The sequence below is a fragment of the Streptomyces sp. NPDC059895 genome, from assembly GCF_042731035.1.
Taxonomy (GTDB): domain Bacteria; phylum Actinomycetota; class Actinomycetes; order Streptomycetales; family Streptomycetaceae; genus Streptomyces.
The window spans coordinates 53,551-79,755 of sequence record NZ_JBHWKO010000024.1 but is presented as its reverse complement, the minus strand read 5'-3'; the positions used below and the strand labels follow the sequence as shown (position 1 = coordinate 79,755).

Sequence of the window (26,205 nt, the reverse complement as noted above, 5' to 3'; positions counted from 1 at the left end):
CCCCTTGACCGCCCTCCTTCACCACGACCCCTTCCGTACTCCCGGCAGATACCCCGCGTGCGCCTGCTCCCGCAGACTCACCCGTGACAGCCCGAACGCACGGAAGTACCCCCGCGGCCGCCCGTCCACCTGGTCACGGTTGCGGACGCGCGTGGCACTCGCGTCGCGCGGCTGGCGGCGCAGCTCGCGTCGAGCGGCCTGCCGTTCCGCGTCCGTCGACGACGGGCGCCGGAGGATCTCCTTCAGTTCGGCCCGCCGCTCGGCGTACCGGGCGACGGTCTCCCGCCGCTGCTCGTTCTTCGCGATCTTGCTCTTCTTCGCCATCAGACCCTCACTCCCCGGGCGCGGATCCGGGCCACGGCGGCCTCGACACCGATCGCGTCGACGGTCCGGATCCCACGGGCGCTCAACCGCAGCCGTACGTACCGGCCTTCGCCGGGCAGCCAGTACCTCTTGGACTGGATGTTCGGGTCGAAGCGGCGCGAGGTGCGCCGGTGGGAGTGGGAGACACGGTTGCCGAAGCCGGGCCGGGCGCCGGTCAGCATGCAGTGCGCGGACATGGGTGACGTACCTCTCCTGAAGCCTTAGTGCTAATGGAATTCATTTTCAGTAAGGTATCAGCATGGCACGCAACGAACTGCGCCCGGTCATCAGACTGCGCTCCACGGCGGGAACCGGATACACCTGGTCACCCGCAAGAACCGCCGCAACGACCCGGACCGCATGACCCTGCGCAAACGGGGCGGGGCGTGAGCCTGTCCGTGGTCCTCGTCGGCGGGCTGCACGCCGACGCCCGCCGGGCGGCCGTCGCGCGGCTGCACGCCGACGTGCCCGGCACGGTCGTCCTCCACCGCGACCTGTCGACGGCCGCCGCCGGCACGGTCGTCCGGACCGTGAGGGACGCCACCGGCATCCTCTCGGCCGGTGGGGCGCCCCTGGTCGACGACTGCGCCTGCTGCGCCCTGCGCGAGGACCTGGTACCCGAACTGCGCCGCCTCGCCGACGACGGCACCACCCGGCTCGCGGTCGTCGAGCTGTGGGACTCCGTCGAGCCCAAGGCCATGGCCGAGGCGGTCGTGGCCGGCGGCCTCACCGTCACCGCCGTGATCACGGCCGTCGATCCGGCACTGCTGCTGCCGTACCTCGCCGACGGCGACGACCTCGCGACGTCGGCCTCGCCGCGGCCGCCACCGGCCGGCGGACCGTCGCCGACACCTTCGCGCGGCGACACCGATCCGCTGCGGACGTTCCTCTCCGACCGAGGCAAGATCCGCAGCCGCCGGGTCACCCGGGTCTCGGCCCGGCAGCAGCGCCAGGTGTCCGCGCGATCAAGAACGCCAGGGAGATGGCCCTCCTGCCGTACAGCGGCCGCTGACGCCGAGGGCGGCAGCGGAGACCGGCCACCGGCGTAGGGACGTTACCGCCGGTGCCGTATGCCCGGGGCGCCGTTCGCCGAGGCGGGAATACGGCCGCCGTCCGGTTCCGTCGTGTGCCGGCTCCGGGTGAATCTGCGTCGACGTGCCCTCGTCGCGGCCGTGTGCGCGCCGGTCCCACGTCTCGCCCCCGTGGACGATCTCCCCGTCGTCCACGGGGGCGAGCGCTTGTCACGGACCCCGGGCGCGGGGAAGTCCGCCCGGCCTGTTCGCGCCGGGGGCGGGGGAGGTGTGCGGCGTTCGGGTTCGCGCGGCGCGAAGGCCTCGTGAGCCGCCCGCGCGCCGCGCGGCCCCGGCGAGTGGACGGTCCGCGTCCGCCCGGGCGCGGGGGCCCCGGCCGGAGCCCGTGGTGTGCACGGTGCGTCGCCGGCCGAACCGGATGCGCGACAGCGGAACACGGGCGCCACCCGGTGCGTCTTCTCCTGTGCGCGAATGGTTCGATCCGAACCATCGCGTACGGCGCGCGGCTGTGCAGGTCACCCACAGGAACCGGTGATCGCATGGCCCGTGGGCCCCGGGGCAGACGCGCGACGGAGACCGGAAAGCCGAACGCGTCCGGTACGGCGGGCGTCCCCGCTGTAACCGCACAGGCACCCGGCGTGCACGTGCATCTGCTCATGCAGCTGCACATGAACGGGGTTATGATCCGGAACAGTTGACCACCGCACCTATGGCCACACGAGCCAGTGCACCACCAGGGAGCGACCTGTGGACCACGACGTTGACGGGGGGCACGACGTGTACAACGGCATGGCGGCCACACAGTTGTCCGGGGTTGCCTGGCAGAAGAGCCGGCACAGCAATTCACAGGGGTCCTGCGTGGAGTTCGCGCGGCTGCCCGGCGGTGACGTGGCCGTGCGCAACTCGCGCTTCCCGGACGGTCCCGCGCTCGTCTACACGCGCGCCGAGATCGAGGCGATGCTGCTGGGCATCAAGGACGGCGAGTTCGACCACCTGATCGCGAGCTGACCACCGTCCCCTCCGGCGTGCCGCGCGTCGGAGCGGGGGGCGGGAGTACGGGTGTGGTTGTGGGTGGTGGCGGAGATTCCGTGGGAACCGGTGGAAAAGCGGCTACGACGCGCGTAGAACCGCGGCGTCACAAGACGCCGCGGTCCTCATTCACCCGCGGTGGGCAGCCGGAACAGCGCCCAGACGACCTTGCCGCCCAGCGTGCCGGCGAAGGGGTGCCAGCCCCAGCCGTCGGCGAAGGAGTCGACCAGGAACAGGCCGCGGCCGCACTCGGCGGCGAAGTCGTCCGCCTCGCGCGGCAGCGGGCTGTCGTCGCTGGGATCGCGCACCGCGCACACCAGCCGCTCGGTCCACCGCATCAGGTGCAGCCGCACGGGCGGGTGCTGCTCGTGCGGGAGCTGCTCGTCGGGAAGGAGGGGGGCGGAGTCGGACGGCAGTCCGTGCCGCAGGGCGTTGGTCACCAGTTCGGAGACGACCAGACAGACATCGTCGAAACGGTCGCCGACATCCCACTGTCCGAGCGTTCTGCGGGTGAACCGCCGTGCCTCGCGGACCGCTTCGTAGCGGGCGGGCAGTGCACAGGAGGCGGCGTCGGACACGGCCGCGGGATCAAGCGGCGGAAGGCCCTGCCGTAACGGCTCGAGCATGGTCGATCCATTCGTCCCCATGCGAGGCACTCCCGGGATTCGCGGTCGTTGCGATGCAGCGGTGGCGCGGGACCATCGTTTCCGATGCGTAGGGCAGATGCAAGGGCAGATGCACGTGCACGTGACCGAAATGGACCTGCCCGTACCGCTTCTTGGCCATTTTTTCCGCCATCTTCTCGCCGATCAGAGGCAGGTCCTTGCCTTCTCCCCTCTCTTCCCTGGCGTCACTCTGTGCGTATCCTTTGGCTTCTTTCCATCTCTGTAATCGGACGAGTACAGCTCGAAGTGTTTTAGTGGCAGACTGCGGGACCCTGAGAACGGTTGGGGAGGCTGGCGAAGGTGAGCGCGGGAGAGCCCGGATCGGTGGTGCGGCGGATGCTGCTCGGTTCGCAACTACGGCGACTGCGTGAGGCGCGCGGCATCACGCGCGAGGCGGCGGGCTACTCGATCCGTGCGTCGGAGTCGAAGATCAGCCGTATGGAGCTGGGCCGGGTGAGCTTCAAGACGCGGGACGTGGAAGACCTGTTGACGCTGTACGGCATCACGGACGACTCCGAGCGCCAGGCGCTCGTCTCCCTCGCCCGTGAGGCCAACGTGGCGGGCTGGTGGCACAGTTACTCCGACGTCCTGCCCAACTGGTTCCCGACGTACGTCGGCCTGGAGGGCGCCGCCTCGCTGATCCGCGCCTACGAGGTGCAGTTCGTGCACGGGCTGCTCCAGACCGAGGCGTACGCGCACGCGGTCGTGCGGCGCGGCATGAAGGGCGCGAGCGTGGCCGACATCGACCGCCGGGTGGCGCTGCGCCTGGAGCGGCAGAAGTACCTGGTGGCCGAGAACGCCCCCGACGTCCACATCGTCCTCGACGAGGCCGCCCTGCGCCGGCCCTACGGCGACCGCGAGGTGATGCGCGGACAGCTCCAGCACCTGATCGACGTCTCCGAGCGACCCAACGTGCGGCTGCAGATCATGCCGTTCGGCTTCGGCGGGCACTCCGGGGAGAGCGGCGCCTTCACCATCCTCAGCTTCCCGGAGTCGGACCTGTCGGACGTCGTCTACCTGGAGCAGCTCACCAGCGCCCTCTACCTGGACAAGCGCGAGGACGTCGCCCAGTACGAGCAGGCGCTGAAAGAGCTCCAGCAGGACAGTCCCGGGCCCGGCGAGAGCCGGGACCTGCTGCGCGGGCTGCTCCAGCTTTCCTAGGGTTTTCCCCAGAGAATCCCGGGGTAGCCCCAACCCCCTTGCCGCGCAAGTACGATGACGTGCGATCAGATCGTGACGTCGATCGCAGCGCAGGGGATTGAGGGATCACATGTCGTCGTACTTCACCGACCTGGCCCAGCAGTACATCGACGGTGAGTGGCGCCCGGGAACAGGCTCCTGGGACATCATCGACCTCAACCCCTACGACGGCGAGAAGCTCGCCTCGATCACGATAGCCACGGTCGACGAGGTCGATCAGGCCTACCGGGCCGCTGCCCGCGCCCAGAAGGCCTGGGCCGCGACCAACGCCTACGCCCGCCGCGCCGTCTTCGAGAAGGTGCTGCGCCTGGTCGAGGAGCGCGAGCGGGAGATCACCGAGGTGATCATCGCCGAGCTCGGCGGCACCGGCCTCAAGGCCGCCTTCGAACTGCACCTCGCCAAGGAGTTCCTGCGCGAGTCCATCCACCTGGCGCTGCGCCCCGAGGGCCGGATCATCCCCTCGCCGGTCGACGGCAAGGAGAACCGCCTCTACCGCCTCCCGGTGGGCGTCGTCGGCGTGATCAGCCCCTTCAACTTCCCCTTCCTGCTGTCGCTGAAGTCCGTCGCGCCCGCCCTCGCGCTCGGCAACGCCGTGGTCCTCAAGCCCCACCAGGACACCCCGATCGTCGGCGGCACGCTGGTCGCGAAGCTCTTCGAGGACGCGGGCCTGCCCGCCGGCCTGCTGAACGTCGTCCTCACCGACGTCGCCGAGATCGGCGACGCCTTCCTCGAGCACCCGGTCCCGCGGGTCATCTCCTTCACCGGCTCCGACAAGGTCGGCCGTCACGTCGCCACCGTCTGCGCCGCGCACTTCAAGCGCACGATCCTGGAGCTGGGCGGCAACAGCGCCCTCGTGGTCCTCGACGACGCCGACATCGACTACGCGGTCGACGCGGCCGTCTTCAGCCGCTACGTCCACCAGGGCCAGGTCTGCATGGCCGCCAACCGCGTCCTGGTCGACCGCTCGATCGCCGACGAGTTCACCGAGAAGTTCGTCGCCAAGGTGAAGTCCCTCAAGGCCGGCGACCCGAGCGACCCCCAGACGGTGATCGGCCCGGTCATCAACTCCTCCCAGGCGGAGGCCCTGACGGCCGCCGTGGAGCAGGCCGTCGCCGGCGGCGCCACGGCCCTCGTCCACGGCGCCACCACCGACAACCTCGTCGAACCCAGCGTCCTCACGGACGTCCCCGCCGACTCGCCCCTGCTGCGCCAGGAACTCTTCGGCCCGGTCGCCTTCCTCATCCCCTTCGACGGCGAGGAGGAGGCCGTCCGCCTCGTCAACGACACCCCGTACGGCCTCAGTGGCGCCGTCCACACCGGCGACGTCGAGCGCGGCGTCCGCTTCGCCCAGCGGATCGACACCGGCATGTTCCACGTCAACGACGGCACCGTCCACGACGAGCCCCTCGTGCCCTTCGGCGGCGAGAAGAACTCGGGCGTCGGCCGTCTCAACGGCGAGACCACGCTGGAGGCGTTCACCACCACCAAGTGGATCTCCGTCCAGCACGGCCGCAGCGGCTTCCCGTTCTAGGGCCTGCCGCGGCCTGTCGTTCGGGTCAGGTCGCAGGAACCGGTCCGCCGCCCTGGGCCGCTGAGACCCGCCGGGGGAGGGCCGCCGGCGGGCTCCGGCGCGCCGCGCCTCAGTGGTGGAACCCGGTCGCCGCCCCCTTGTCCCGGACCGCCGGTCCCGACTGGCGCCGCAGCTCCGGCAGCAGCCGTTCCAGGTTCTCCACGAACAGCTCCGCGAGGTCCTCCGAGAAGCCGTTGCGGCAGACGACCCGCAGGACGGAGAGGTCCTCCCGGTTCGGCGGGAAGGTGTACGCCGGGACCAGCCAGCCGTTCTCCCGCAGCCGGCGGGAGACGTCGAAGACGTCGTACGCCGTCACGTCCGGTGCCGTCGTGAACGCGAAGACCGGCAACTGGTCGCCCCGGGTGAGGAGCCGGAAGTCGCCGAGGGCCTCCACGCGGTCGGCGATGCCCCGGGCCACGTCCCGAGTGGTCTGCTGCACCGCGCGGTAGCCCTCGCGGCCGAGTCTCAGCAGTGTGTAGTACTGGGCGACGACCTGCGCACCGGGCCGGGAGAAGTTCAGCGCGAAGGTCGGCATGTCGCCGCCCAGGTAGTTCACCCGGAAGACGAGTTCCTCCGGCAGGGCCTCCTTGTCCCGCCACAGCGCCCAGCCCACCCCGGGGTACACCAGGCCGTACTTGTGCCCCGAGGTGTTGATCGACGCCACGCGCGGGAGGCGGAAGTCCCACACCAGGTCCTCGTCGAGGAAGGGGGCGACCATGGCGCCGGACGCGCCGTCGACATGCACCGGGATGTCGAGGCCGGTGCGCTCCTGGAGGGCGTCCAGGGCCGCGCACAGGTCGGCGATCGGCTCGTAGGACCCGTCGAAGGTGGAGCCGAGGATGCCCACGACCCCGATGGTGTTCTCGTCGCACAGCTCGGCGGCGGCCTGCGGGTCGAGGTGGAAGCGGTCGCCCTCCATGGGGACCAGACGGGCCTCCACCTCCCAGAAGTTGCAGAACTTCTCCCAGCACACCTGGACGTTGACGCCCATGACGAGATTCGGCCGTGCTCCGGGGGCCTGACCACGCTTGCTCCAGCGCCGCTTCAGCGCCATCCCGGCCAGCATGCACGCCTCGCTGGACCCGGTCGTCGAACAGCCCACCGCCGCCGACGGATCCGGCGCGTTCCACAGATCGGCGAGCATCGCCACACAGCGGCGCTCCAGCTCGGCGGTGCGCGGGTACTCGTCCTTGTCGATCATGTTCTTGTCCCGGCACTCGCCCATCAGGACGCCGGCCTGCGGCTCCATCCAGGTGGTGACGAAAGTGGCCAGGTTCAGCCGTGCGTTGCCGTCCAGCATCAGCTCGTCGTGGACCAGCTGGTACGCCGCCGACGGAGCCATCGGTTCGTCCGGCAGCCGGTGCTTGGGCGGAGCCTCGGCCATGCCGCCGACCGGGTTCGCCTCACCGTAGAACGGGTTCACGGACAGGGGGCGTTCGTCGGGCTTCTGGGGACCTTTGTGCAGGGGCACGGACTTCCTCCCAACCGCGGACCGGCCTCCGGCCGGCTCGCATCGGCTTGCATCACGTCATCGGATCGAGGGGTGTGTTCGGTTCATCGGGTCGAGGGGGTGTGTCCGGTTCATCGGGTCGAGGGGGTGTGTCCGGTTCATCGGATCGAGGGGGTGTGTCCGGTTCATCGGATCGAGGGGTCTGTCCGGTTCACACGCTCAGGGCACCGCCGTTCCGTCGTCGCGCAACTGCATCTGCGGCCGGCCCGTCACCAGCAGCCACGCCGGGAGCGAGGCGATGCACAGCAGCGCGACGACCGTCGGGGAGGACACCAGGACGGCCGCGACGAACAGGCTCACCCAGCCCTGCCGGGTGATGGCCAGCAGCAGCCCCAGCACGCCCGTGGCCACGCCCACCGCCGGATGCACCCCGGGCACCAGCGCGTGGGCGGTGAGGCCGAGAGCGGAGCCGATGAACACGGCAGGGAAGATCCGCCCGCCCCGGAACCCGCAGGACGCGGCGACGAGCAACGCGGCCAGCTTCACCACCGTCATCGTGGCCAGCTGCCCGGCCGACCAGCCGTCCGGATCGGACGCGAGCTCCCCGACCTCCTCCAGTCCCTTGAAGAGCGTCAGAGGGCCGCCCAGGGCAGCCAGCAGCCCCAGCACGAGCCCGCCGGCCGGCAGCGCCAGCATCGGATGCCCGAGGCGGGCGAACGCGCCGTGCACGTACGGGAAGGCCCGTACGGCGCACATGCCGAGCAGCGCGGCCACGGACGCGATCACGAGCGCTGCGAGCAGGTCGGCCCAGCCGGGATGTCCGAACGGGGGGAGGTGCAGGTCGAAGCTCGGCTCGGCCACCAGGGTGGTGGTCATCGAGCCCGCCGCCGCCGCGACCAGCGGCGCGAAGACGCTGTCCCACAGCGGCCCCTTGGTCCCTCTGCCCGCCAGCGCCTCGGAGATCAGCAGCGCCGCCGCGACCGGGGTCCCGAACAACGCCCCGATGGTCGCCGCCTCGGCGAGCACCGGCCACACCGGGCCCGGCATCCGGGGCACCAGCCTGCGCCCCAGCCAGAAGGCGAGCGCGACGTTCACCGCGATGATCGGGTTCTCCGGACCCAGGCTGGGCCCGCCCGCCAGCATCAGCGCGGTCGCCACCACCAGGCCCGGGAGGACGACGGGCGGCAGCACGGGCGCGTCCAGGCCCGTCGTGGCGGGGTCGGGCCCCGCGTGCCCCGGAGCCTTCCACACCACGAGACCCACCAGGATCCCGGTCGAGGTCAGCATGACGAGCATCCACAGCACCGAGTACCGGCCCACCCCCAGCGCGTCCGGAAGATCCCCCCACAGCACGTCCTGGAGCCGCTCGGCCGCCCCGCTCACCAGCAGGAGCAGCAGGCTCGCCAGGACGCCGACGGCCAGGGCGGGCAGGATCAGCGGCAGCAGGGCGCGTGCCGGGGTCGTGGGAGCGGTGGGCGCCTGCCGCGTGCTGTCCTGGGCCACGACCTCAAGATAAGCAGGCAAAACGGACATGACATGCGGGGGGAGCCGAAAGGGGGCATGCGGGGCCGGCGGGACTTGCACCTCACGCGGCGTGAGGGCGCACCGTGGAACGCGAACCGAGAAGGGAGTGGACGAAGTGAGCTACGCCATAGGACAGGTGGCGGGTTTCGCCGGGGTCACGGTGCGCACCCTGCACCACTACGACGAGATCGGACTGCTCGTCCCCGGCGGCCGCAGCCACGCGGGCCACCGGCGTTACGACGACGCCGACCTCGACAGGCTCCAGCGGATCCTGTTCTACCGCGAGCTCGGCTTCCCGCTCGAGGAGGTCGCCGCCCTGCTGGACGACCCGGACGCGGACCCGCGCGCGCACCTGCGCCGCCAGCACGAACTGCTGACCGCGCGGATCGAGAAGCTCCAGAAGATGGCCGCGGCCGTGGAACACGCCATGGAGGCACACGAGATGGGCATCAAACTCACGCCCGAGGAGAGGTTCGAGGTCTTCGGCGACAAGGACCCCGAGCGGTACGCGGAGGAGGCGGAGGCGCGCTGGGGCGGCACCGAGGCCCACGCCGAGTCCCGGCGTCGCGTCGCCCGCTACACCAAGGACGACTGGAAACGGCTCCAGGCCGAGGTCGACGCCTGGAGCGGGCGCTACACGGACCTCATGGAGGCCGGTGAGCCGCCCACCGGCGAGGCGGCCATGGACCTCGCCGAGGCCCACCGACGGCACATCTGCGCCTGGTACTACGAGTGCCCGTACGAGATGCACCGCGGTCTGGGCGAGATGTACGTCTCCGACGAGCGCTTCAAGGCGTTCTACGACTCCATGCGGCCCGGTCTCGCCGAGCACCTCAAGGAGGCGATCACGGCGAACGCGGCCCGGTACACCTCTTAGCGCCCGGTACGTCCGCCGGGGCCCTGCCCACCGGCGTGGTTCCCGGTACCCGTGCCACAGGTTTCACCGAACGGGATCACAGTGCATCCTGGGAAGCCCCATGGAACCTGGGCCGCGGCGGCTGCGTTGATACGTTGGGGCAGCCAGCCCCAGCCCGCAACCACAGCAGGAGCCACATCCCCGTGACCACGCTTGCGCTAGGCCCCGAGTGGCTCAGCCCGGACTACCTGATCGAGACCTTCAGCCTCCCCGGCATCCTGCTGATCGTGTTCGCGGAGTCCGGCCTCTTCGCCTTCCTCCCGGGTGACTCCCTGCTGTTCACGGCGGGTCTCTTCGTGGCCCAGGGCCAGTACATCAGCCAGCCCCTGTGGCTGGTCTGCACGCTGATCGTGATCGCCGCCGTCGTCGGCGACCAAGTGGGCTACATGATCGGCAAGTTCTTCGGTCCCAAGCTCTTCAGCCGGCCCAACTCCAAGCTCTTCAAACAGGAGAACCTGGAGAAGGCGCACGAGTTCATGGAGAAGTACGGCCCGAAGGCGATCGTCCTGGCCCGCTTCGTGCCGATCGTGCGCACCTTCGCCCCCATCGTGGCGGGCGCCGGCCGGATGAAGTACCGCACCTTTTTGTCGTACAACGTGATCGGCGGCGTCGCCTGGGGCACCGGCGTCACCCTCGCGGGCTACTGGCTCGGCCAGATCGAGTTCATCCGGACGAACGTCGAGGCGATCCTCGTCCTCATCGTGGTCGTCTCCGTCGTGCCGATCATCATCGAGTACCTGCGTGAGCGGGGGAAGAAGAAGCGCGCGGCGGCGGAGGAGCCCCCCGCCCCGGCCATGGCCCAGGCCCACACGCCGGTCCTGGACGACGCCACGACCCAGCTCCGCCGCATCGACCAGCACGAGCCGTACGCCACCCACCAGGGCCAGGGCGAGTACCGGGACGGGCACCAGGGGGAGTACCGGGACGGGCACCAGGACGGCTATCAGGACGACTACTACGGCCGGCAGCAGTACCCCCACCAGCAGCAGTACCCGCAGGAGCAGCCGTACCAGCAGCAGTACCCGCCGCAGCAGGACTGGCAGCCCCAACAGCAGCCCCAGCAGCAGCCGTACGGCGGCCAGCAGCACCAGAACGGCCAGTACCCCCACAACCAGGGCTACTGACACCGGCCCGAAAGGGGCGCGGGGAACTGCGCGACAAGCCACGACGAGCCCGCGCCCGCACGGAACGCACCGCACCGGAACGCACCGCACCGGAACGCACCGCACCCGCACCGGAACGGAACACACCGCACAGCGCGCGCCCCGCTCAGAATCCCCGTGTCCTCTTGGCCGCCCGCCGTTTCTCGGCGGAGCCGATCCGCAGGAACATCCGCGACACCTCGGATCCCAGGTTCACCCCGATGGCGATGGCCATGGCCAGCGCCGCGGCCTTGGTCAGCGAGGTCAGCCCCGTGTCCACCTCGCTCTGGGCGATCGACAGCAGCCCGAAGTAGGTGGCGGACCCCGGCAGCAGCGGTCCGATCGCCGCGGTCGTGTAGGGCAGCGCCGAGGCGAACCGGTACCTCGACAGCAACTGCCCGAACAGCCCCACCACCCCCGCCGCGACGGCGGTGGAGGCGACCGGTGAGATGTCGCCGGCGTAGTGCATGGCGCCGTACACCGACCAGGCGACACCGCCGTTCAGCGTCACGGCCAGCACGGTGGTCCGCTCCTGCTGGAGCAGGACCGCGAACGTCAGCGACAGCAGCATCGACGCGCCGATCTGCACCACGGGCCGCTCGGTGATCCCCAGGGCCGCGTCGGGGTTGAGACGGGCGCCGAGCTGCACGCCCACGTACAGCATCAGCAGCACGCCGACGATGATGCCCACGAAGAAGTACAGCACCTCCAGCAGGCGGGCGGCCGCGGTGATGTAGAAGCCGGTCAGACCGTCCTGGACGCCCGCCACGAGCGCCCGCCCCGGCAGCAGCGCGAACAGCCCACCGGTGATCACCGCGGACGCCTTCACATCGACGTGCGCCAGCGTCAGCGCGATCCCCATCGCGGCCGGCGGCATCGCGGCCACCAGGAACTGGTAGAACTCGGGCAGTCCGCGCCCCGCGCAGAGCCAGGCGAGCCGGTCGCCGAGCATCGCGCCGAGCGCGGCGGTCACGAACACGACGACGTCACCGCCGACGAGCACCGAGGCCGCGCCCGCGAGCAGTCCGCTCGCCGAGGTCAGCACCCAGGTGGGGTACGGGTGCCGGTTGCGCCGTATCTCGGCGAGCCGCCGGTAGGAGTCCTCCAGGGACAGGTGCGTCTCGGGGTCGCTGAGGTCGTCCACCAGCTGGAAGACGGCCGCCAGCCGCGTGTAGTCGGTGCCCCGGCGCCGCACGGTCCGCGACGCCGTCACCGGGTCCTCCACCAGGGACGGCTGGTAGGAGATCGACAGCAGGGTGAAGGTGACGTTCGGCTCGCAGCGGTCGAGCCCGTAGGAGCGGCAGACCGCGAACATCGCGGCCTCCACGTCCTCGGCGCCCTCCCCGCCGGCCAGCAGCAGCTCCCCGATGCGCAGCGTCAGGTCGAGCACGCGCGGGACGGCCGGACCGCCCTCCTCCTCCGCCTTCGGCACCCGCTCCGGCGCGGGCCGCTCGGCCACCGGCATCCGCAGCATCGTGCGCATCCGGTCCTGCCAGGGCACGTCCTTGGTCAGGCTGACCACCGGGACGCCCCCGGCGGGCGTGAACGCGGCCGGGGCGTGGCGGGAGCTGTAGGTGCTCGGCGTGCTGAACGCCGACCCCTCGTGCTCCCCCGACACCGGATGCGGGGCGTCCAGGCCCTTGGGAACGGCGAACTCCGACGTCGTCTCCGACTCGCCTCCGGACCTGGGCACCGCCAGGCCCGGAGGGACCGCGAACTCGGAGGTGATCTCGGAGTCGGGCACGCTCCTGGCCTCGTCCGACTGCGGTTTGCGGTCCTCCGCCTCCGTCACTGAGCAACGCTCCCTGAACGACACATTCCGTAAACCTCAGTATGCGCAGACGTCCGTCCACACACCGAGGTACCTCTGCCCACGGTCACGCGACCCGCACAACAGGCCTTCCGTCCGCGGACATGCGAGAGGGGGCCGCACGCGCGCGGGCGGCCCCCTCTCGCTGCGGGGAGGTCAGTGACCGCCCTGCTCCTTGAACCGCTTGTACGACCGCTCGATCTCGGTCTCGGCGTCGGTGCGGCCGACCCAGTTGGCGCCCTCGACGGACTTGCCGGGCTCCAGGTCCTTGTAGACCTCGAAGAAGTGCTGGATCTCCAGGCGGTCGAACTCCGACACGTGGTGGATGTCGCGCAGGTGCTCCACGCGCGGGTCGGTCGCCGGGACGCACAGCAGCTTGTCGTCGCCGCCGGCCTCGTCCGTCATCCGGAACATGCCGATCGCGCGGCAGCGGATGAGGCAGCCCGGGAAGGTCGGCTCGTCCAGGATGACCAGCGCGTCCAGCGGGTCGCCGTCCTCGCCGAGGGTGTTCTCGACGAAGCCGTAGTCGGTCGGGTAGGCGGTCGAGGTGAAGAGTCGACGGTCCAGGCGGATCCGACCGGTCTCGTGGTCCACCTCGTACTTGTTCCGCGAACCCTTCGGGATCTCGATCGTGACGTCGAACTCCACCGGTGGCTCCTCCATGATCAGCACATAGTTCTGGTGGTTAAGTGTCCCTCACGCAGGGGTGTGATCGCGAAAGGGGCTGGTGGTCGTGCCAGAACTGAGGCCTTGGCGCGCCGCGAGACCGCACGTGGTGCGGGCCGCGAACGCCGTACGACCGCGTCTGGCACGGGCCGCAGGAATCGTACGGCCCCGCGCCGAACGGGCCGCGGCCGCCGCGAAGCCGCGGATCGCACGGTTCACGCAGGCCGCGAAACCGCAGCTCGCGCGGATCACGAGGCCGAAGGCCGGCCGATCCTGGCAGTACACCGCGACCGCGGCGACCGCCGGACTGGCCCTGGCCGTCGGCGTGGCGACCGCCGCCGGCCCCTGGGACTCCACCGGTCAGCGTACGGCCGAGCGCCACCGGGCCGCCGCACTGCAACGGACGGGTGGCACAGATCACGGCGTCACGGCCGAAGCGCCGGACACCGGCCCGTCCGATGTGTCCGGTACGTCCGGAACGGCGGCCGGCGCGCCGCGGCCCGCCCCCAGCGCTGCCTCCGTCCTGACCGGCCTGGGCGGCACCACTACCACCGTGAAGTCGGCCCCGGCGGCCGGCGCCCTCGCCCGCGTCCTGGACCCCCTGCTCGCCGACCCGGCCCTCGGCGCCCGCCGCACGGCCGCGGTCGTCGACATGGCCACCGGCACGCTCCTGTACGGCGCGGGAGCCGACGAGGCACTCACCCCGGCCTCCACCACCAAGATCGCCACCGCGGTCGCCGCGCTCGCCGCGATGGGCGCCGACCACCGCCTGACCACCCGCGTCGCACTCGAACCCGACACCGGGGAGGTCGTCCTCGTCGGCGGCGGCGACCCCACCCTCACCGCCCGCGCCGACGCCGGGGGCTTCGCCAGCCTGCGCACCCTCGCCGCCTCGACCGCCGCGGCCCTGAAGAAACGCGGCATCACCCAGGCCACGCTCTCCTACGACACCACCCTGTACGCCGGTTCCGGGATTCACCCCATCGGGGTCAACCCCAACCTCGCCCTCGTCACCGCCCTCAGTGCCGACGAGGGCCGCACCGACGGCTCGGCCAAAGGGCCGGCGACCCGCGTGGCGGACCCGGCGGCCGACGCGGCGAGCGCGTTCGCGGACCTCCTCCGGTCGCACGGCATCGACACCACGCCCCCCGGCCCGTCGAAGGCGACCGCCCGCGCGGAGACCCTCGCGACGGTCTCCTCGCCCCCCCTGTCCACCCTGGTCGAGCGGATGCTGACCAACAGCGACAACGACATCGCCGAGGCGCTCGCCCGCCAGACGGCCGTCGCGACCGGCGAACGCGCCGACTTCGCCGGCGCCGGCCGGGCCGTCCGCGCCCAACTGGCGAAGCTCGGACTGCCGCTGTCCGGCGCCGAGTTCAAGGACGGCAGCGGCCTCGACCGGGAGGACCGCCTGACCGCGACCCTGCTGACCGCCCTCCTCGCCAAGGCCGGCGACCCGGCCCACCCCGAGCTGCGGCCGACCCTCACCGGTCTGCCCGTCGCCGGCTTCACCGGCACCCTCAGCACCCGCTACACCGACGGCGCGGCCGGCGTCGTCCGCGCCAAGACCGGCACGCTGACCGGCGTCAACACCCTCGCCGGCACCGTCGTCGACCAGGACGGCCGCCTCCTGTCCTTCGCCCTCCTCACCTCCGACACGACCGACCCGACGGCGGCCCAGACGGCGCTGGACCGCGCGGCGACGGCACTGGCGGGGTGCGGGTGCCGCTGAGGAGGTAGCCCCCTGGCCCGCCCGGCTCCCGGTCCGCCCGGTCCTCGGCCTGCCCGGTCCCCGGCCTGCCCGGTCCCCGGTCCGCCTGGCCGCCGGTCCGCCTGGCCCCCGGCCTGCGTGGCCGCCGGTCCGCCCGGCCGCCGGCCCGCGTGCCCCCCGGTCCGCCCGGCCCCCGGCCTGCCCGGTCCCCGCGCCACCCTGATGTGTCCCCCACCCTCCTTCCGCGATCTGCCCCCAGCGCGGGCGCTCACGTACGGTTGACACATGACGAGCTTCGGTGGTGCCTCTTCCGGGATGGTCGACTGGAATCTCGCGGTGGCGACCGCGACCCGGCTCGTGCGGCCGGGCCCCGAGGTGAGCCGCGACGAGGCGCGTGCCGTCGTCGCGGAACTGCGCCGGCACGCCAAGGCCTCGGAGGGACACGTCCGGGGCTTCACTCGTATGGGGACCGAGGACATCCACGACACCCCCGTCCTCGTCGTCGACCGCCCCGGCTGGGTCCGGGCGAACGTCGCCGGCTTCCGCGAGATCCTCAGGCCGCTCCTCGACAAGATGCAGGAACGCCGGGGCAACGCCCCCGGCGGCGCGGTGTTCGGCGCCCTGGGCGGCAAGGTCACCGGCGTCGAACTCGGCATGCTGCTGTCGTTCCTGGCCTCCCGGGTCCTCGGCCAGTACGAGACCTTCGCCCCTTCCACCCGCGACCTGCCCGCCGGCTCCGACGGCGGCGGCCGCCTCCTCCTCGTCGCGCCGAACATCGTCCACGTGGAGCGCGAACTCGACGTCGAACCCCACGACTTCCGCCTCTGGGTGTGCCTCCACGAGGAGACGCACCGCACCCAGTTCTCCGCGGTGCCCTGGCTGCGCGACCACCTCGAGGGCGAGATCCAGGCGTTCCTCGCCGAGACCGACGTCGACCCCGTGACCTTCCTGGAACGCATCAGGGAAGCCGCCCAGTCCCTCGTCGGCGGCCGCCCCGAGGGCGACGAGGACGACGGCGGCCGCTCCCTGGTCGAACTCGTGCAGAGCCCCGCCCAGCGCGAGATCCTCGCCCGCCTCACCGCCGTGATGTCCCTCCTGGAGGGCCACGCCGACTTCGTCATGGACGGGGTGGGCCCGGCCGTCGTCCCGACCGTCTCCGAGATCCGCGAGAAGTTCCAGCAGCGCCGCGCCAAGGGCGCGTCCCGCCTGGACATGGCGCTGCGCAAGCTGCTGGGGCTGGACGCCAAACTCAAGCAGTACAAGGACGGCGAACGCTTCGTCCGGGCCGTCGTCGACGAGGTGGGCATGGACGGCTTCAACCGCGTGTGGACCTCACCCAACACCCTCCCGACCAAGGCCGAGATCGCCAAACCCGCGGACTGGGTCACGCGGGTGCACCGCAGGGCCGAGCCGTGAACCGGACCGGTCCGCTGTGATCCCCCGTGATCCCGTGTGATCCTCCGTGATCCCTCATGAACCAGGAACCGGCCGCACGGCAGTCGAATGCCCCTTCAATCACCCGTCCGAGGGACCGTGGGCCCACGGCAGGCGTGCGATGCTCGGGGAACGGCCCGGTTCTGTCACCATCTACACACTCTGAGTGACCGAGCTCGGGTTCACCCCCCGACAACTTCATGAAGGGAACCGGACATGGGTCCCCATCCTGCGGTCGCGGCGATACGCCTGGCGGTCCGCCGCGTCCTCCACGACCTCCTCACCGAACACACCAGCACCCCTGACGCCCCCGACACCCCCCGGGGCGCCCCGCCGCACACCCCCCTGAGCGTCCCCCCGCACGAGCGCCCCCCGTCGCCGCTCGTGCTCGTGGCGTGCTCCGGCGGCGCCGACTCCATGGCGCTCGCCTCCGCCCTCGCCTTCGAGGCCCCCAGACTCGGCATCCGCGCCGGCGGCATCACCGTCGACCACGGTCTCCAGACCAGCTCCGACCTACGGGCCGAGGAAGTCGTCCTGCGCCTGCGCGAACTCGGCCTCGACCCGGTCGAGTCCACCGCCGTGGCCGTCGGCCGCACATCGGACAGGGCGGCGCACGGCGCCTCCTACACAGGTGGTGGCGGGCGACGTGTGGGACCCGAGGCCGCCGCCCGGGACGCCCGCTACGCCGCCCTCGACGCCGCCGCCGAACGCCACGGCGCCACCGCCGTCCTGCTCGGCCACACCCGCGACGACCAGGCCGAGACCGTCCTGCTCGGCCTCGCCCGGGGCTCCGGCATCCGCTCCCTGTCCGGAATGGCCGCGGTCTCGGGGGCCGGCGGCCGTTACCGCCGCCCCTTCCTCGCCCTCGACCGGCAGACCGCCCGCAAGGCCTGCATGGTCCAGTCCCTGCCGGTCTGGGACGACCCGCACAACACCGACCCCGCCTACACCCGCTCCCGGCTGCGCCACGAAGGCCTGCCCGCGCTGGAGAAGGCCCTCGGCAAGGGCGTCGTCGAAGCCCTCGCCCGCACGGCCCGGCTCTCCCGCGACGACGCCGACGCCCTCGACGCCTGGGCCCGCCAGGCCGAGGCCGCCGTACGGGACTCCGCCGGGCTCCTGGAGTGCGCCAAGCTGTACGCCCTCCCGCCCGCCGTACGCCGCCGCGTCCTGCGGCGGGCCGCCATCGAGGCGGGCGCCCCGGCCGGTTCGCTGTTCGCCCGGCACATCGAGGAGGTCGACCGGCTGATCACCGGCTGGCGCGGCCAGGGAGCCATCAATCTCCCCGGCCGGGTCGTCGCCCAGCGCCAGGGTGGCAGACTGGTGATTCGGCAAGGCTGAATCCCGACCCCCTCCGAGCACCTCGGAGAGGGGTCGGACGGCCGGTGGGACGACCGAAAGTGATGCGGGTGGACGCGAAAGACATGGGTGCCGACCTCCAGCAGGTACTCATCACCAAAGAAGAGATCGACGCGAAACTGGCCGAACTGGCCGCGAAGATCGACGCGGAGTACGCGGGCAAGGACCTGCTGATCGTCGGTGTGCTCAAGGGCGCGGTGATGGTCATGGCGGACCTCGCCCGGGCCCTGTCCACCCCCGTCACCATGGACTGGATGGCCGTGTCGTCGTACGGCGCGGGCACCCAGTCCTCCGGTGTGGTGCGGATCCTCAAGGACCTCGACACCGACATCAAGGGCAAGCACGTCCTGATCGTCGAGGACATCATCGACTCCGGACTGACGCTGTCCTGGCTGCTGTCCAACCTCGGCTCGCGCGAACCCGCCTCCCTCAAGGTGTGCACGCTGCTGCGCAAGCCCGAGGCCGCCAAGGTCGCCATCGACGTCGAGTGGGTCGGTTTCGACATCCCCAACGAGTTCGTCGTGGGCTACGGCCTCGACTACGCGGAGAAGTACCGCAACCTCCCGTTCGTGGGGACGCTCGCGCCCCACGTCTACGGCGGCTGAGCCACACGAGTCCCTTGCGGGGCGATCGGGAACCCCAGCGGGTTCCGCGCCGTTGAAGCATGCAGACGGGTCCGTCAGCCGTTCCGTGCCGCTTCGGGCGCCACTGCTGGGGTACCGTCAGAAGAACTGTCTTATCAAACTCACTATGGCAGGAGGGACGGGGCGGCACCGCTCCGTATGGATGGACGTGAAGCGATACTTCCGTGGGCCGGTCATGTGGATCGTGCTGGCCGTCCTTGCCGTGGTCGTGTTGATGCAGGTCGTCGGCTCGTCCGGCGGCTACAAGACGGTGGACACCGGCCAGGTCGTCGCAGCGATCAACGACAACAAGGTCGAGTCGGCCAAGCTCACCACCGGTGACGAGCAGATCATCAAGGTCACGCTCAAGGACGGCGTAAAGGTCGAGGACAGCTCGAAGATCCAGGCGAGCTACATCGGCGACCAGGGCGTGACCATCGCCAACACGCTGCAGACCAAATACCAGGACAAGCAGATCCCGGACGGCTACACCGTGTCGCCGTCCAAGCAGAACCCCATCGTGGGCATCCTGCTCTCCCTGCTCCCCTTCGTCCTCATCGTGGTCGTCTTCCTGTTCCTGATGAACCAGATGCAGGGCGGCGGCTCCCGCGTCATGAACTTCGGCAAGTCCAAGGCGAAGCTCATCACCAAGGACACCCCGAAGACGACGTTCTCGGACGTCGCCGGTTCGGACGAGGCCGTCGAGGAGCTCCAGGAGATCAAGGAGTTCCTTCAGGAACCGGCGAAGTTCCAGGCCGTCGGCGCCAAGATCCCCAAGGGCGTGCTGCTCTACGGACCTCCCGGCACCGGCAAGACCCTGCTCGCGCGCGCCGTCGCCGGCGAGGCGGGCGTCCCCTTCTACTCGATCTCCGGTTCCGACTTCGTCGAGATGTTCGTCGGTGTCGGTGCCTCCCGAGTCCGTGACCTCTTCGAGCAGGCCAAGGCGAACGCCCCGGCGATCGTCTTCGTCGACGAGATCGACGCGGTCGGCCGCCACCGCGGCGCCGGCCTCGGCGGCGGTCACGACGAGCGCGAGCAGACGCTGAACCAGCTGCTCGTCGAGATGGACGGCTTTGACGTCAAGGGCGGCGTGATCCTCATCGCCGCGACGAACCGCCCCGACATCCTCGACCCGGCCCTTCTGCGCCCCGGCCGTTTCGACCGCCAGATCGCGGTCGACCGCCCGGACATGCAGGGCCGTCTGGAGATCCTCAAGGTCCACCAGAAGGGCAAGCCGGTCGCGCCCGACGTCGACCTCTCGGCGGTCGCCCGCCGCACGCCGGGCTTCACCGGCGCGGACCTGTCGAACGTGCTGAACGAGGCGGCGCTGCTCACCGCGCGCTCCGACCGGAAGCTGATCGACAACCAGATGCTGGACGAGGCCATCGACCGCGTCGTGGCGGGCCCGCAGAAGCGGACCCGGATCATGTCGGACAAGGAAAAGAAGATCACCGCGTACCACGAGGGCGGTCACGCCCTGGTCGCGGCGGCCTCCCCCAACTCCGACCCCGTCCACAAGATCACGATCCTGTCCCGCGGCCGCGCCCTCGGTTACACGATGGTGCTCCCGGACGAGGACAAGTACTCGACCACCCGCAACGAGATGCTCGACCAGCTGGCCTACATGCTGGGCGGACGCGCGGCCGAGGAACTGGTCTTCCACGACCCGACCACGGGTGCCGCGAACGACATCGAGAAGGCCACCGCCACGGCCCGCGCGATGGTCACCCAGTACGGCATGACCGAGCGGCTCGGCGCCATCAAGTTCGGCGGCGACAACACCGAGCCCTTCCTCGGCCGTGAGATGGCCCACCAGCGCGACTACTCGGAAGAGGTCGCCGCCCTGGTGGACGAGGAAGTCAAGAAGCTCATCGAGAACGCGCACAACGAAGCGTGGGAGATCCTCGTCGAGAACCGCGACGTCCTCGACAACCTGGTGCTCCAGCTGCTGGAGAAGGAGACGCTGGGCAAGGAGGAGATCGCCGAGGTCTTCGCCACCATCGTCAAGCGCCCGCCGCGGCCCGCCTGGACCGGCTCCTCGCGGCGCACGCCGTCCACCCGCCCGCCGGTGCTCTCCCCCAAGGAGCTGGCACTGACCAACGGTGCCAACGGCGCGGCTCCCGCGATCACCACCGCCAAGTCCACCGTGACGGACTCCGCCCCGGTGGCCGAGCCGGCCCCCGAGGAGCGACCGGAGAACTGACCTTCGGCCTCCGGCGGCCCACCAGGCCCGGAATGGATGCCGCGCCCCCCAGGTTCTAGCCTTGGGGGGCGCGGCATTTCCGTCATGCCCGCACGTACACGCGTGACCGATACGCGACCCGCACAGGAACGAGGCAACAGGAATGACCGACCCCGTGACGCTGGACGGCGAGGGCCGCATAGGCGAGTTCGACGAGAAGCGCGCCGAGAACGCCGTACGCGAGTTGCTGATCGCGGTCGGCGAGGACCCGGACCGGGAGGGGCTCAGGGAGACGCCGGCACGGGTGGCGCGAGCCTACAAAGAGATCTTCGCCGGGCTGTGGCAGCTGCCCGAGGACGTCCTGACGACGACGTTCGACCTGGGGCACGACGAGATGGTGCTGGTGAAGGACATCGAGGTGTACTCGACCTGCGAGCACCATCTGGTGCCGTTCCGGGGGGTCGCGCACGTCGGGTACATCCCGGCCACCACCGGCAAGATCACGGGCCTGTCCAAGCTGGCCCGCCTGGTGGACGTCTACGCCCGCCGGCCGCAGGTGCAGGAACGCCTCACCACGCAGATAGCGGACTCCCTGATGGAGATCCTCGAACCGCGCGGCGTCATCGTCGTCGTGGAGTGCGAGCACATGTGCATGTCCATGCGGGGCATTCGCAAGCCCAGCGCGAAGACCCTCACCTCGGCGGTGCGCGGGCAGCTCCGGGACGCGGCCACGCGCAACGAGGCGATGAGCCTGATCATGGCGCGCTGACGCCCGTGGGGAAGCTGGCGGCTCACGCCGTCGAAGCCGCCCCCGTGTTGTTGTCGTCGTCCTCCGGGAGCTTGCACACCCGCTCCAGGAAGAGGGCCGCCGCTACGACCGCGATGCCGGCCAGTACGGAGAAGCCGGCGTAGATGGCCTGGTCGCGGCGGGCGGGGATGTCGAGGGACTCCAGGAGGAAGACGCCCGTGCCGCCGTACATGCCGGCGACCAGGGCGGCGACCAGGGCGCTGGACTGGCCGAAGACGACCGCGCGGGCCGCCATCAGGGGGTCGACGCCCTTGGCGTCGGGGCGGCGCTCGCGCTGGGCCTTGAGCCGGGCGCGCAGGGAGAGCGCCGTGGCGAGCAGGATCGCGGCGATCACGGCGAGGACGATGGGGGCGGCGAGCGGGACGCTGGGGAGGGTCCCGACCGAGTTCCACAGACGGGCGCCCGCCCAGGACAGGACGCCGGCGACGACGAAGACGCCGGCCAGCGTCCTGATGCGCAGCTCTCTCACGATGTCCCTTCGGTTCCCCCGGATGCCACGGGCCGGGGTCGTGCGACGGTGGTCGTCGTCGACCTTAACGACTACTCGGGCAGCCGGAGTTCCAGGTCCTTGCGAGGGGCCACGCCGTCGCGTGTGACGACGGCGAGGAGGTCGGCGACCGGGCCGCGGCCGGCCAGCCGGGCACCGGGCTCCACGTCGTGCCACGGGGCGAGGACGAAGGCGCGTTCGTGCGCGCGGGGGTGCGGGAGCGTGAGATGCGGGTCGTCGGAGACGACGTCGGCGTACGCGACGATGTCGACGTCGAGGGTGCGGGCGCCCCAACGCTCTTCGCGGACGCGGTGGAAGGCCTCCTCGACCGCGTGGGCCCGCTCCAGGAGCGAGGACGGGGGCAGGGTCGTCTTCAGGCGGACGACCGCGTTGAGGTAGGACGGCTGGCTGCCCGGCTCCACGCCCCACGGCTCCGTCTCGTACACGGGGGAGACGGCCTTGACGCGTACGCCGGGGGTGTCCTCCAGGGCGTCGATGGCGCCCTGGAGGGTCTCCAGGCGGTTGCCGAGGTTGGAGCCGAGGGAGATGACGGCCCACTGCGGGTTGTGCAGGGTGGTGTCGGCGGCGTCGACCTTCTCGACGACGGAGGCGGGTACCGGCTGTACGGTCGGGTCGCTGTGACCCTCGGTGAAGGACGCGGTCATACTCGGCTCCGGGTGATGGTGACGGTCACGTCGTCGAAGGGGACCGTGATCGGCGCGTCCGGTTTGTGGACGCAGACCTCGACCTCCTGGACTCCTTCGTGCTTGAGACAGGCCTGGGCGATGCGCTCGGCGAGCGTCTCGACGAGGTCGACGGGCTCGCCCTCGACGACGGCCACGACCTCCTCCGCCACGATGCCGTAGTGCACGGTCTTCGCCAGGTCGTCGTCGGCCGCGGCCGGACGGGTGTCCAGGCCGAGGGAGAGGTCCACGATGAAGGTCTGTCCCTCCTCGCGCTCCCTGGGGAACACGCCGTGGTACCCGCGGGCCTTCAGGCCGCGCAGCGCGACACGATCCACGCGAATCACTCCTGCAGTCGTCGGTGACGGCCGGTCCTGCCGTGTGCGGGCGGCTCACCGGCCTCGAACGAATGTACCCGCGAACTCTGACAGGACCGGGCCACGGGGGCCCCGGTCCGGCCGGCCGCCACAAGGTTTCACCGTGCGTTTTCCCCGGGGAACCCGGTGGCTCACGGGTCGGTGGCGGCGCCTACCCACGGGTTCGTGATTCCAACCACTTCTCCGTTCCTGTGGACCCGCGGCGCGGTTCCCGGGGGTCGGACGGGGCGGCGAGGGGCGCTCGCCTCCCTTCCGCCTACCCACTCAGGAGGGGCCCTCCTCGTCCTCCTCCTCCTCGTCGTTCTCGGCCAGGACCGGGGAGGCGTGGTGCGCCCAGAGCTTCCAGCCGTCCTCGGTGCGGCGGAACACGTTCGTGGCGACCACCAGCTGCCCCACGAGCGGGCCCAGCTCCTCGCCGGCCTCCGGGGCGGGGCCACCGCTGAGGATGTTCTCCGTGCAGGTCACCAGGGCGGTGTCGCCGGTGACGGACACATGGACGTCGGTGAGGAAGAACTGGATGTAGTCGGTGTTCGCCATGATCAGCGCGTACGACCGCAGCACCTCGCCGCGCCCGGTGAGCACGGGCCAGCCCGGGTGCACGCAGGAGACCACGCCCGTGTCGGCCGGGTCGTGGTACTCCTCGTCGACCCCCAGGTCGGCCGGGGTGAGCCAGAGCGAGGACACCGTCTCGAAGTCGCCCTGCTCCAGTGCTTCGTAGAAGGCGGTGTTGGCGGCCTCGACCTGCTCGACATCGGTGTGGGGGGCGCTCACCGGGCTCCTTCAGCGCCGTCGGGGGAGTGCGCGGGGGTGTGGGCGGTGGTGTGGACGGTGTCCGCGGGCGTGCGCGCTCCTTCCACGGCGCGCGCGACCCGTACCGCGTCCGCCGTCGCGCGCACCTCGTGCACGCGTACCGCCCACGCGCCGCCGTGGGCCGCGAGGGCGGAGACGGCCGCCGTCGCGGCGTCCCGCTCGCGGGCGGGCGGCGGGGAGCCCTGGGGCCCCGCCAGCACCCGGCCGAGGAACCGCTTGCGGGAGGCGGCGACCAGCAGGGGATGTCCGAGGGCGTGCAGCCGGTCGAGGTGGGCGAGCAGGGAGAGATCGTGCTCGGCTCCCTTGGAGAAGCCGAGACCCGGGTCGACGACGATGCGGTCGGGGGCGACGCCGCCGGCCAGCACGGCCTCCACGCGCGCGTGGAGCTCGTCGACGACCTCGCGGACGACGTCGTCGTAGACGCCCCGGACGTTGCCGCCCTCGAGGAAGCCGCGCCAGTGCATGACGACGAAGGGGGCGCCCGCCTCGGCGACGGCCGGGACCATCTCCGGGTCGGCGAGGCCGCCGCTGACGTCGTTGACGAGGGCGGCGCCGGCGGCGAGGGACCGGGCCGCGACGGAGGCGCGCATGGTGTCGACGGAGACGACGACGCCCTCCGAGGCGAGGCCGCGGACGACGGGGATCACACGACGCAGTTCCTCGGCCTCGTCGACGCGGGTCGCGCCGGGGCGGGTGGACTCGCCGCCGACGTCGACGAGGTCGGCGCCCTCGGCGACGAGCTGGAGGCCGTGTTTGACGGCGGCCGTCGTGTCGAACCAGCGGCCGCCGTCGGAGAAGGAGTCGGGGGTCACGTTGACGACTCCCATGACCGCGCAGCGGTCCCATTCCGGAAGGCCGGCGACGCGCCCGCGTCCGCTCTGCTTGCTCATACGTTCAGCGTAGGCCCCGCAGGGGGCGGCCATGCGGTGCGGCCCGGGCGGAAGCTCCCGGGCGGGGACGGCGGCGCAGAGGGCGGGAGGTTCACTCACCTACCGAAGCTGCCGAAAAGGCCAGGGAAGGCCCCGGGCGGCCCGCGCGAGGGAGCGGGGCGGCGCGGGAGCCCGGGCGGAGAGCGCGGACGGGAACACCTGGCGGACGGGAACACAGATGGGTCTTACGAGCACCAAGGTGCTGCTGCTGGCGGTCTCGTCCGCCGTCCTGCTGTTCGTCGGCACGGTGTGGCAGTGGCCGCGGCTGGCCGGGCCCGGCCTGCGGGCCGTCAGCGGGCGCGTGGGCCTGCTGCTCGCCACCCAGTCGGCGGTCTTCGCGTCGGTGGGGCTCGCCGCCAACCAGGCCTTCGGCTTCTACGCGAGCTGGGCGGACCTGTTCGGCCGGGAGACCGGCCAGGGTGTGGTCGTCGACCACGCTGCGGGCGGCGGCGGGGCGGCGCTGCGGGTGGTGGGGATCCGGCGGGTGGAGGGCGCGGGCGGGCGGCCGCGGTCCGGCGGGCAGGTGCACGAGGTCGCCGTCTCCGGCCGGACCACGCGCATCGCCACGCCCGCGTTCGTGTACCTGCCGCCGGAGTACTTCGACCCCCGCCGGCCGGCGCGTACGTTCCCGGCGGCCGTGGTCCTGACGGGGTATCCCGGTACGGCGGAGGCGCTCGTCGACAAGCTGGACTACCCGCGCACCGCGCGGCGGCTCGCGGCGGACGGGCGGATGCGGCCGATGATTTTGGTGATGCTGCGGCCGACGGTGGCGCCGCCGAGGGACACGGAGTGCGTCGACATACCGGGCGGACCGCAGACCGAGTCGTTCTTCGCGGAGGACCTGCCGGAGGCCGTGGCGGCGCACTACCGGGTGGGCGGGGAACCGGGCAGCTGGGGCGTCATCGGGGACTCCACGGGCGGTTACTGCGCGCTGAAGCTCGCCATGCACCACCCCGGCGTGTTCGCGGCGGGCGCCGGCCTCTCGGCGTACTACAAGGCGCCGATCGACCCGACCACCGGCGACCTCTTCCACGGGGACACGACGCTGCGGAACGAGGCCGACCTGCGGTGGTTCCTGAAGAACCGGCCGCCGCCGGACACCTCGTTGCTCGTCACCAGCAGCAAGGCGGGGGAATCCAACTACAAGGACACGCTGAAGTTCATCGAACAGGTGAAGGCGACGAACAGGACCAGGATCTCGTCGATCATCCTCGAAAGCGGCGGGCACAACTTCAACACCTGGCGGCGCAAGATCCCACCGGCGCTGGAGTGGATCAGCGGGCGGTTGAGCGGTGGGTCGGTGGGCCGTTGAGCGGCGGATCAGTGGGCGGTTGGCGGCGGATCGGTGCGTGGTGAGCGGTGGATCCGTGCGTGGTTGAGCGGGTGGTCGAGTGGTGGATCGGTGCGTGGTTGAGCGGGTGGTCGAGCGGTCGGTGACG

Annotated in this window: 25 protein-coding genes and 2 pseudogenes; 15 read left to right on the top strand and 12 right to left on the bottom strand. The window is 71.3% G+C overall.

The window, feature by feature from the left end:
• Positions 1 to 18 precede the first annotated feature (18 nt).
• Together rpsN and rpmB are read right to left on the bottom strand one after the other, a co-directional pair.
• Positions 19 to 324 carry a 30S ribosomal protein S14 gene (rpsN, locus tag ACFV9M_RS25485; RefSeq protein ID WP_385066025.1) on the bottom strand — a complete coding sequence of 102 codons (306 nt, stop codon included), beginning with the start codon at positions 322 to 324 and terminating at the stop codon, positions 19 to 21.
• Positions 324 to 560: a 50S ribosomal protein L28 gene (gene rpmB, locus ACFV9M_RS25480; protein WP_385066022.1), complete on the bottom strand. Its 237-nt coding sequence runs from the start codon at positions 558 to 560 to the stop codon at positions 324 to 326. Before rpmB ends, rpsN begins: the two co-directional genes overlap by 1 nt.
• Positions 561 to 622: 62 nt before the next feature.
• Here rpmB and rpmG point away from each other — a divergent pair.
• From rpmG to ACFV9M_RS25460, 4 genes and pseudogenes are all read left to right on the top strand, one after another.
• A pseudogene (gene rpmG, locus ACFV9M_RS25475) lies at positions 623 to 738 on the top strand (50S ribosomal protein L33); the annotation flags it as partial.
• An 11-nt stretch (positions 739 to 749) separates the two neighbouring features.
• Positions 750 to 1,228, top strand: a pseudogene (locus tag ACFV9M_RS25470) (GTP-binding protein); the annotation flags it as partial.
• A 10-nt stretch (positions 1,229 to 1,238) separates the two neighbouring features.
• Entirely contained in the window at positions 1,239 to 1,412 is a 174-nt protein-coding gene (locus ACFV9M_RS25465; RefSeq protein WP_385066098.1) for a bS18 family ribosomal protein, read from the top strand.
• 729 nt (positions 1,413 to 2,141) lie between these two features.
• Positions 2,142 to 2,402 (top strand): DUF397 domain-containing protein, encoded by a 261-nt coding sequence (locus ACFV9M_RS25460; protein ID WP_189943666.1) that lies wholly within the window; start codon positions 2,142 to 2,144, stop codon positions 2,400 to 2,402.
• Between the two features lie 146 nt (positions 2,403 to 2,548).
• Here the strand turns inward: ACFV9M_RS25460 and ACFV9M_RS25455 are convergent, their stop codons facing one another.
• Positions 2,549 to 3,049 (bottom strand): ATP-binding protein, encoded by a 501-nt coding sequence (locus ACFV9M_RS25455; protein WP_385066018.1) that lies wholly within the window; start codon positions 3,047 to 3,049, stop codon positions 2,549 to 2,551.
• Between the two features lie 375 nt (positions 3,050 to 3,424).
• Between ACFV9M_RS25455 and ACFV9M_RS25450 the strand changes: the two genes are divergently transcribed.
• Together ACFV9M_RS25450 and ACFV9M_RS25445 are read left to right on the top strand one after the other, a co-directional pair.
• On the top strand, positions 3,425 to 4,249 hold the full coding sequence (locus ACFV9M_RS25450; RefSeq protein WP_385066096.1) for a helix-turn-helix domain-containing protein: 825 nt from the start codon (positions 3,425 to 3,427) through the stop codon (positions 4,247 to 4,249).
• Positions 4,250 to 4,358: 109 nt separating this feature from the next.
• The gene (locus ACFV9M_RS25445; protein WP_385066016.1) at positions 4,359 to 5,819 is read left to right on the top strand and encodes an aldehyde dehydrogenase family protein; all 1,461 of its coding nucleotides are present in this window, start codon (positions 4,359 to 4,361) and stop codon (positions 5,817 to 5,819) included.
• A gap of 109 nt (positions 5,820 to 5,928) precedes the next feature.
• Here ACFV9M_RS25445 and ACFV9M_RS25440 read toward each other — a convergent pair whose 3' ends face one another.
• Positions 5,929 to 7,329 (bottom strand): glutamate decarboxylase, encoded by a 1,401-nt coding sequence (locus tag ACFV9M_RS25440; protein WP_385066013.1) that lies wholly within the window; start codon positions 7,327 to 7,329, stop codon positions 5,929 to 5,931.
• 198 nt (positions 7,330 to 7,527) lie between these two features.
• Complete coding sequence (locus ACFV9M_RS25435; RefSeq protein WP_385066011.1) at positions 7,528 to 8,811, bottom strand: ion channel protein; 1,284 nt, start codon at positions 8,809 to 8,811, stop codon at positions 7,528 to 7,530.
• A gap of 136 nt (positions 8,812 to 8,947) precedes the next feature.
• On the opposite strand from ACFV9M_RS25435, the gene ACFV9M_RS25430 reads away from it, so the two are divergent.
• A complete protein-coding gene (locus ACFV9M_RS25430; RefSeq protein ID WP_385066008.1) occupies positions 8,948 to 9,709 on the top strand; it encodes a MerR family transcriptional regulator in 762 nt (253 codons plus the stop codon).
• 182 nt (positions 9,710 to 9,891) lie between these two features.
• A complete protein-coding gene (locus ACFV9M_RS25425; RefSeq protein ID WP_385066006.1) occupies positions 9,892 to 10,872 on the top strand; it encodes a DedA family protein in 981 nt (326 codons plus the stop codon).
• A gap of 145 nt (positions 10,873 to 11,017) precedes the next feature.
• On the opposite strand, the gene ACFV9M_RS25420 is transcribed toward ACFV9M_RS25425, so the two are convergent.
• Positions 11,018 to 12,682 (bottom strand): threonine/serine exporter ThrE family protein, encoded by a 1,665-nt coding sequence (locus ACFV9M_RS25420; protein WP_385066002.1) that lies wholly within the window; start codon positions 12,680 to 12,682, stop codon positions 11,018 to 11,020.
• A 174-nt stretch (positions 12,683 to 12,856) separates the two neighbouring features.
• The gene (locus ACFV9M_RS25415) at positions 12,857 to 13,348 is read right to left on the bottom strand and encodes an inorganic diphosphatase (protein WP_030734045.1); all 492 of its coding nucleotides are present in this window, start codon (positions 13,346 to 13,348) and stop codon (positions 12,857 to 12,859) included.
• A gap of 79 nt (positions 13,349 to 13,427) precedes the next feature.
• On the opposite strand from ACFV9M_RS25415, the gene dacB reads away from it, so the two are divergent.
• The 6 genes from dacB to folE all read left to right on the top strand — a co-directional run bounded on the left by dacB (position 13,428) and on the right by folE (position 21,441).
• Complete coding sequence (dacB, locus tag ACFV9M_RS25410) at positions 13,428 to 15,098, top strand: D-alanyl-D-alanine carboxypeptidase/D-alanyl-D-alanine-endopeptidase (protein ID WP_385065999.1); 1,671 nt, start codon at positions 13,428 to 13,430, stop codon at positions 15,096 to 15,098.
• Positions 15,099 to 15,362: 264 nt separating this feature from the next.
• The gene (locus ACFV9M_RS25405; protein ID WP_385065996.1) at positions 15,363 to 16,493 is read left to right on the top strand and encodes a zinc-dependent metalloprotease; all 1,131 of its coding nucleotides are present in this window, start codon (positions 15,363 to 15,365) and stop codon (positions 16,491 to 16,493) included.
• Positions 16,494 to 16,727: 234 nt separating this feature from the next.
• Positions 16,728 to 17,849 carry a tRNA lysidine(34) synthetase TilS gene (gene tilS, locus ACFV9M_RS25400; protein WP_385065993.1) on the top strand — a complete coding sequence of 374 codons (1,122 nt, stop codon included), beginning with the start codon at positions 16,728 to 16,730 and terminating at the stop codon, positions 17,847 to 17,849.
• Positions 17,850 to 17,911: 62 nt separating this feature from the next.
• Positions 17,912 to 18,472 carry a hypoxanthine phosphoribosyltransferase gene (gene hpt, locus ACFV9M_RS25395; protein ID WP_094057060.1) on the top strand — a complete coding sequence of 187 codons (561 nt, stop codon included), beginning with the start codon at positions 17,912 to 17,914 and terminating at the stop codon, positions 18,470 to 18,472.
• A gap of 181 nt (positions 18,473 to 18,653) precedes the next feature.
• Entirely contained in the window at positions 18,654 to 20,693 is a 2,040-nt protein-coding gene (gene ftsH, locus ACFV9M_RS25390; protein ID WP_385065990.1) for an ATP-dependent zinc metalloprotease FtsH, read from the top strand.
• A gap of 142 nt (positions 20,694 to 20,835) precedes the next feature.
• Positions 20,836 to 21,441 (top strand): GTP cyclohydrolase I FolE, encoded by a 606-nt coding sequence (gene folE, locus ACFV9M_RS25385; RefSeq protein WP_385065987.1) that lies wholly within the window; start codon positions 20,836 to 20,838, stop codon positions 21,439 to 21,441.
• 22 nt (positions 21,442 to 21,463) lie between these two features.
• Here folE and ACFV9M_RS25380 read toward each other — a convergent pair whose 3' ends face one another.
• The 5 genes from ACFV9M_RS25380 to folP form a co-directional block, all read right to left on the bottom strand.
• A complete protein-coding gene (locus tag ACFV9M_RS25380) occupies positions 21,464 to 21,949 on the bottom strand; it encodes a DUF3180 domain-containing protein (RefSeq protein WP_385065985.1) in 486 nt (161 codons plus the stop codon).
• Positions 21,950 to 22,020: 71 nt separating this feature from the next.
• Positions 22,021 to 22,632, bottom strand: coding sequence for a 2-amino-4-hydroxy-6-hydroxymethyldihydropteridine diphosphokinase (gene folK / locus ACFV9M_RS25375; protein WP_385065982.1), 612 nt, complete (start codon positions 22,630 to 22,632; stop codon positions 22,021 to 22,023).
• The gene (gene folB / locus ACFV9M_RS25370) at positions 22,629 to 22,988 is read right to left on the bottom strand and encodes a dihydroneopterin aldolase (RefSeq protein ID WP_385065979.1); all 360 of its coding nucleotides are present in this window, start codon (positions 22,986 to 22,988) and stop codon (positions 22,629 to 22,631) included. The genes folK and folB overlap by 4 nt, the downstream gene beginning before the upstream one ends.
• A 303-nt stretch (positions 22,989 to 23,291) precedes the next feature.
• Positions 23,292 to 23,798 carry a nuclear transport factor 2 family protein gene (locus ACFV9M_RS25365; protein ID WP_385065977.1) on the bottom strand — a complete coding sequence of 169 codons (507 nt, stop codon included), beginning with the start codon at positions 23,796 to 23,798 and terminating at the stop codon, positions 23,292 to 23,294.
• Positions 23,795 to 24,727, bottom strand: coding sequence for a dihydropteroate synthase (gene folP, locus ACFV9M_RS25360; protein ID WP_385065974.1), 933 nt, complete (start codon positions 24,725 to 24,727; stop codon positions 23,795 to 23,797). The genes ACFV9M_RS25365 and folP overlap by 4 nt, the downstream gene beginning before the upstream one ends.
• 217 nt (positions 24,728 to 24,944) lie before the next feature.
• On the opposite strand from folP, the gene ACFV9M_RS25355 reads away from it, so the two are divergent.
• A complete protein-coding gene (locus tag ACFV9M_RS25355; RefSeq protein ID WP_385065971.1) occupies positions 24,945 to 26,078 on the top strand; it encodes an alpha/beta hydrolase in 1,134 nt (377 codons plus the stop codon).
• Positions 26,079 to 26,205: the final 127 nt, after the last annotated feature.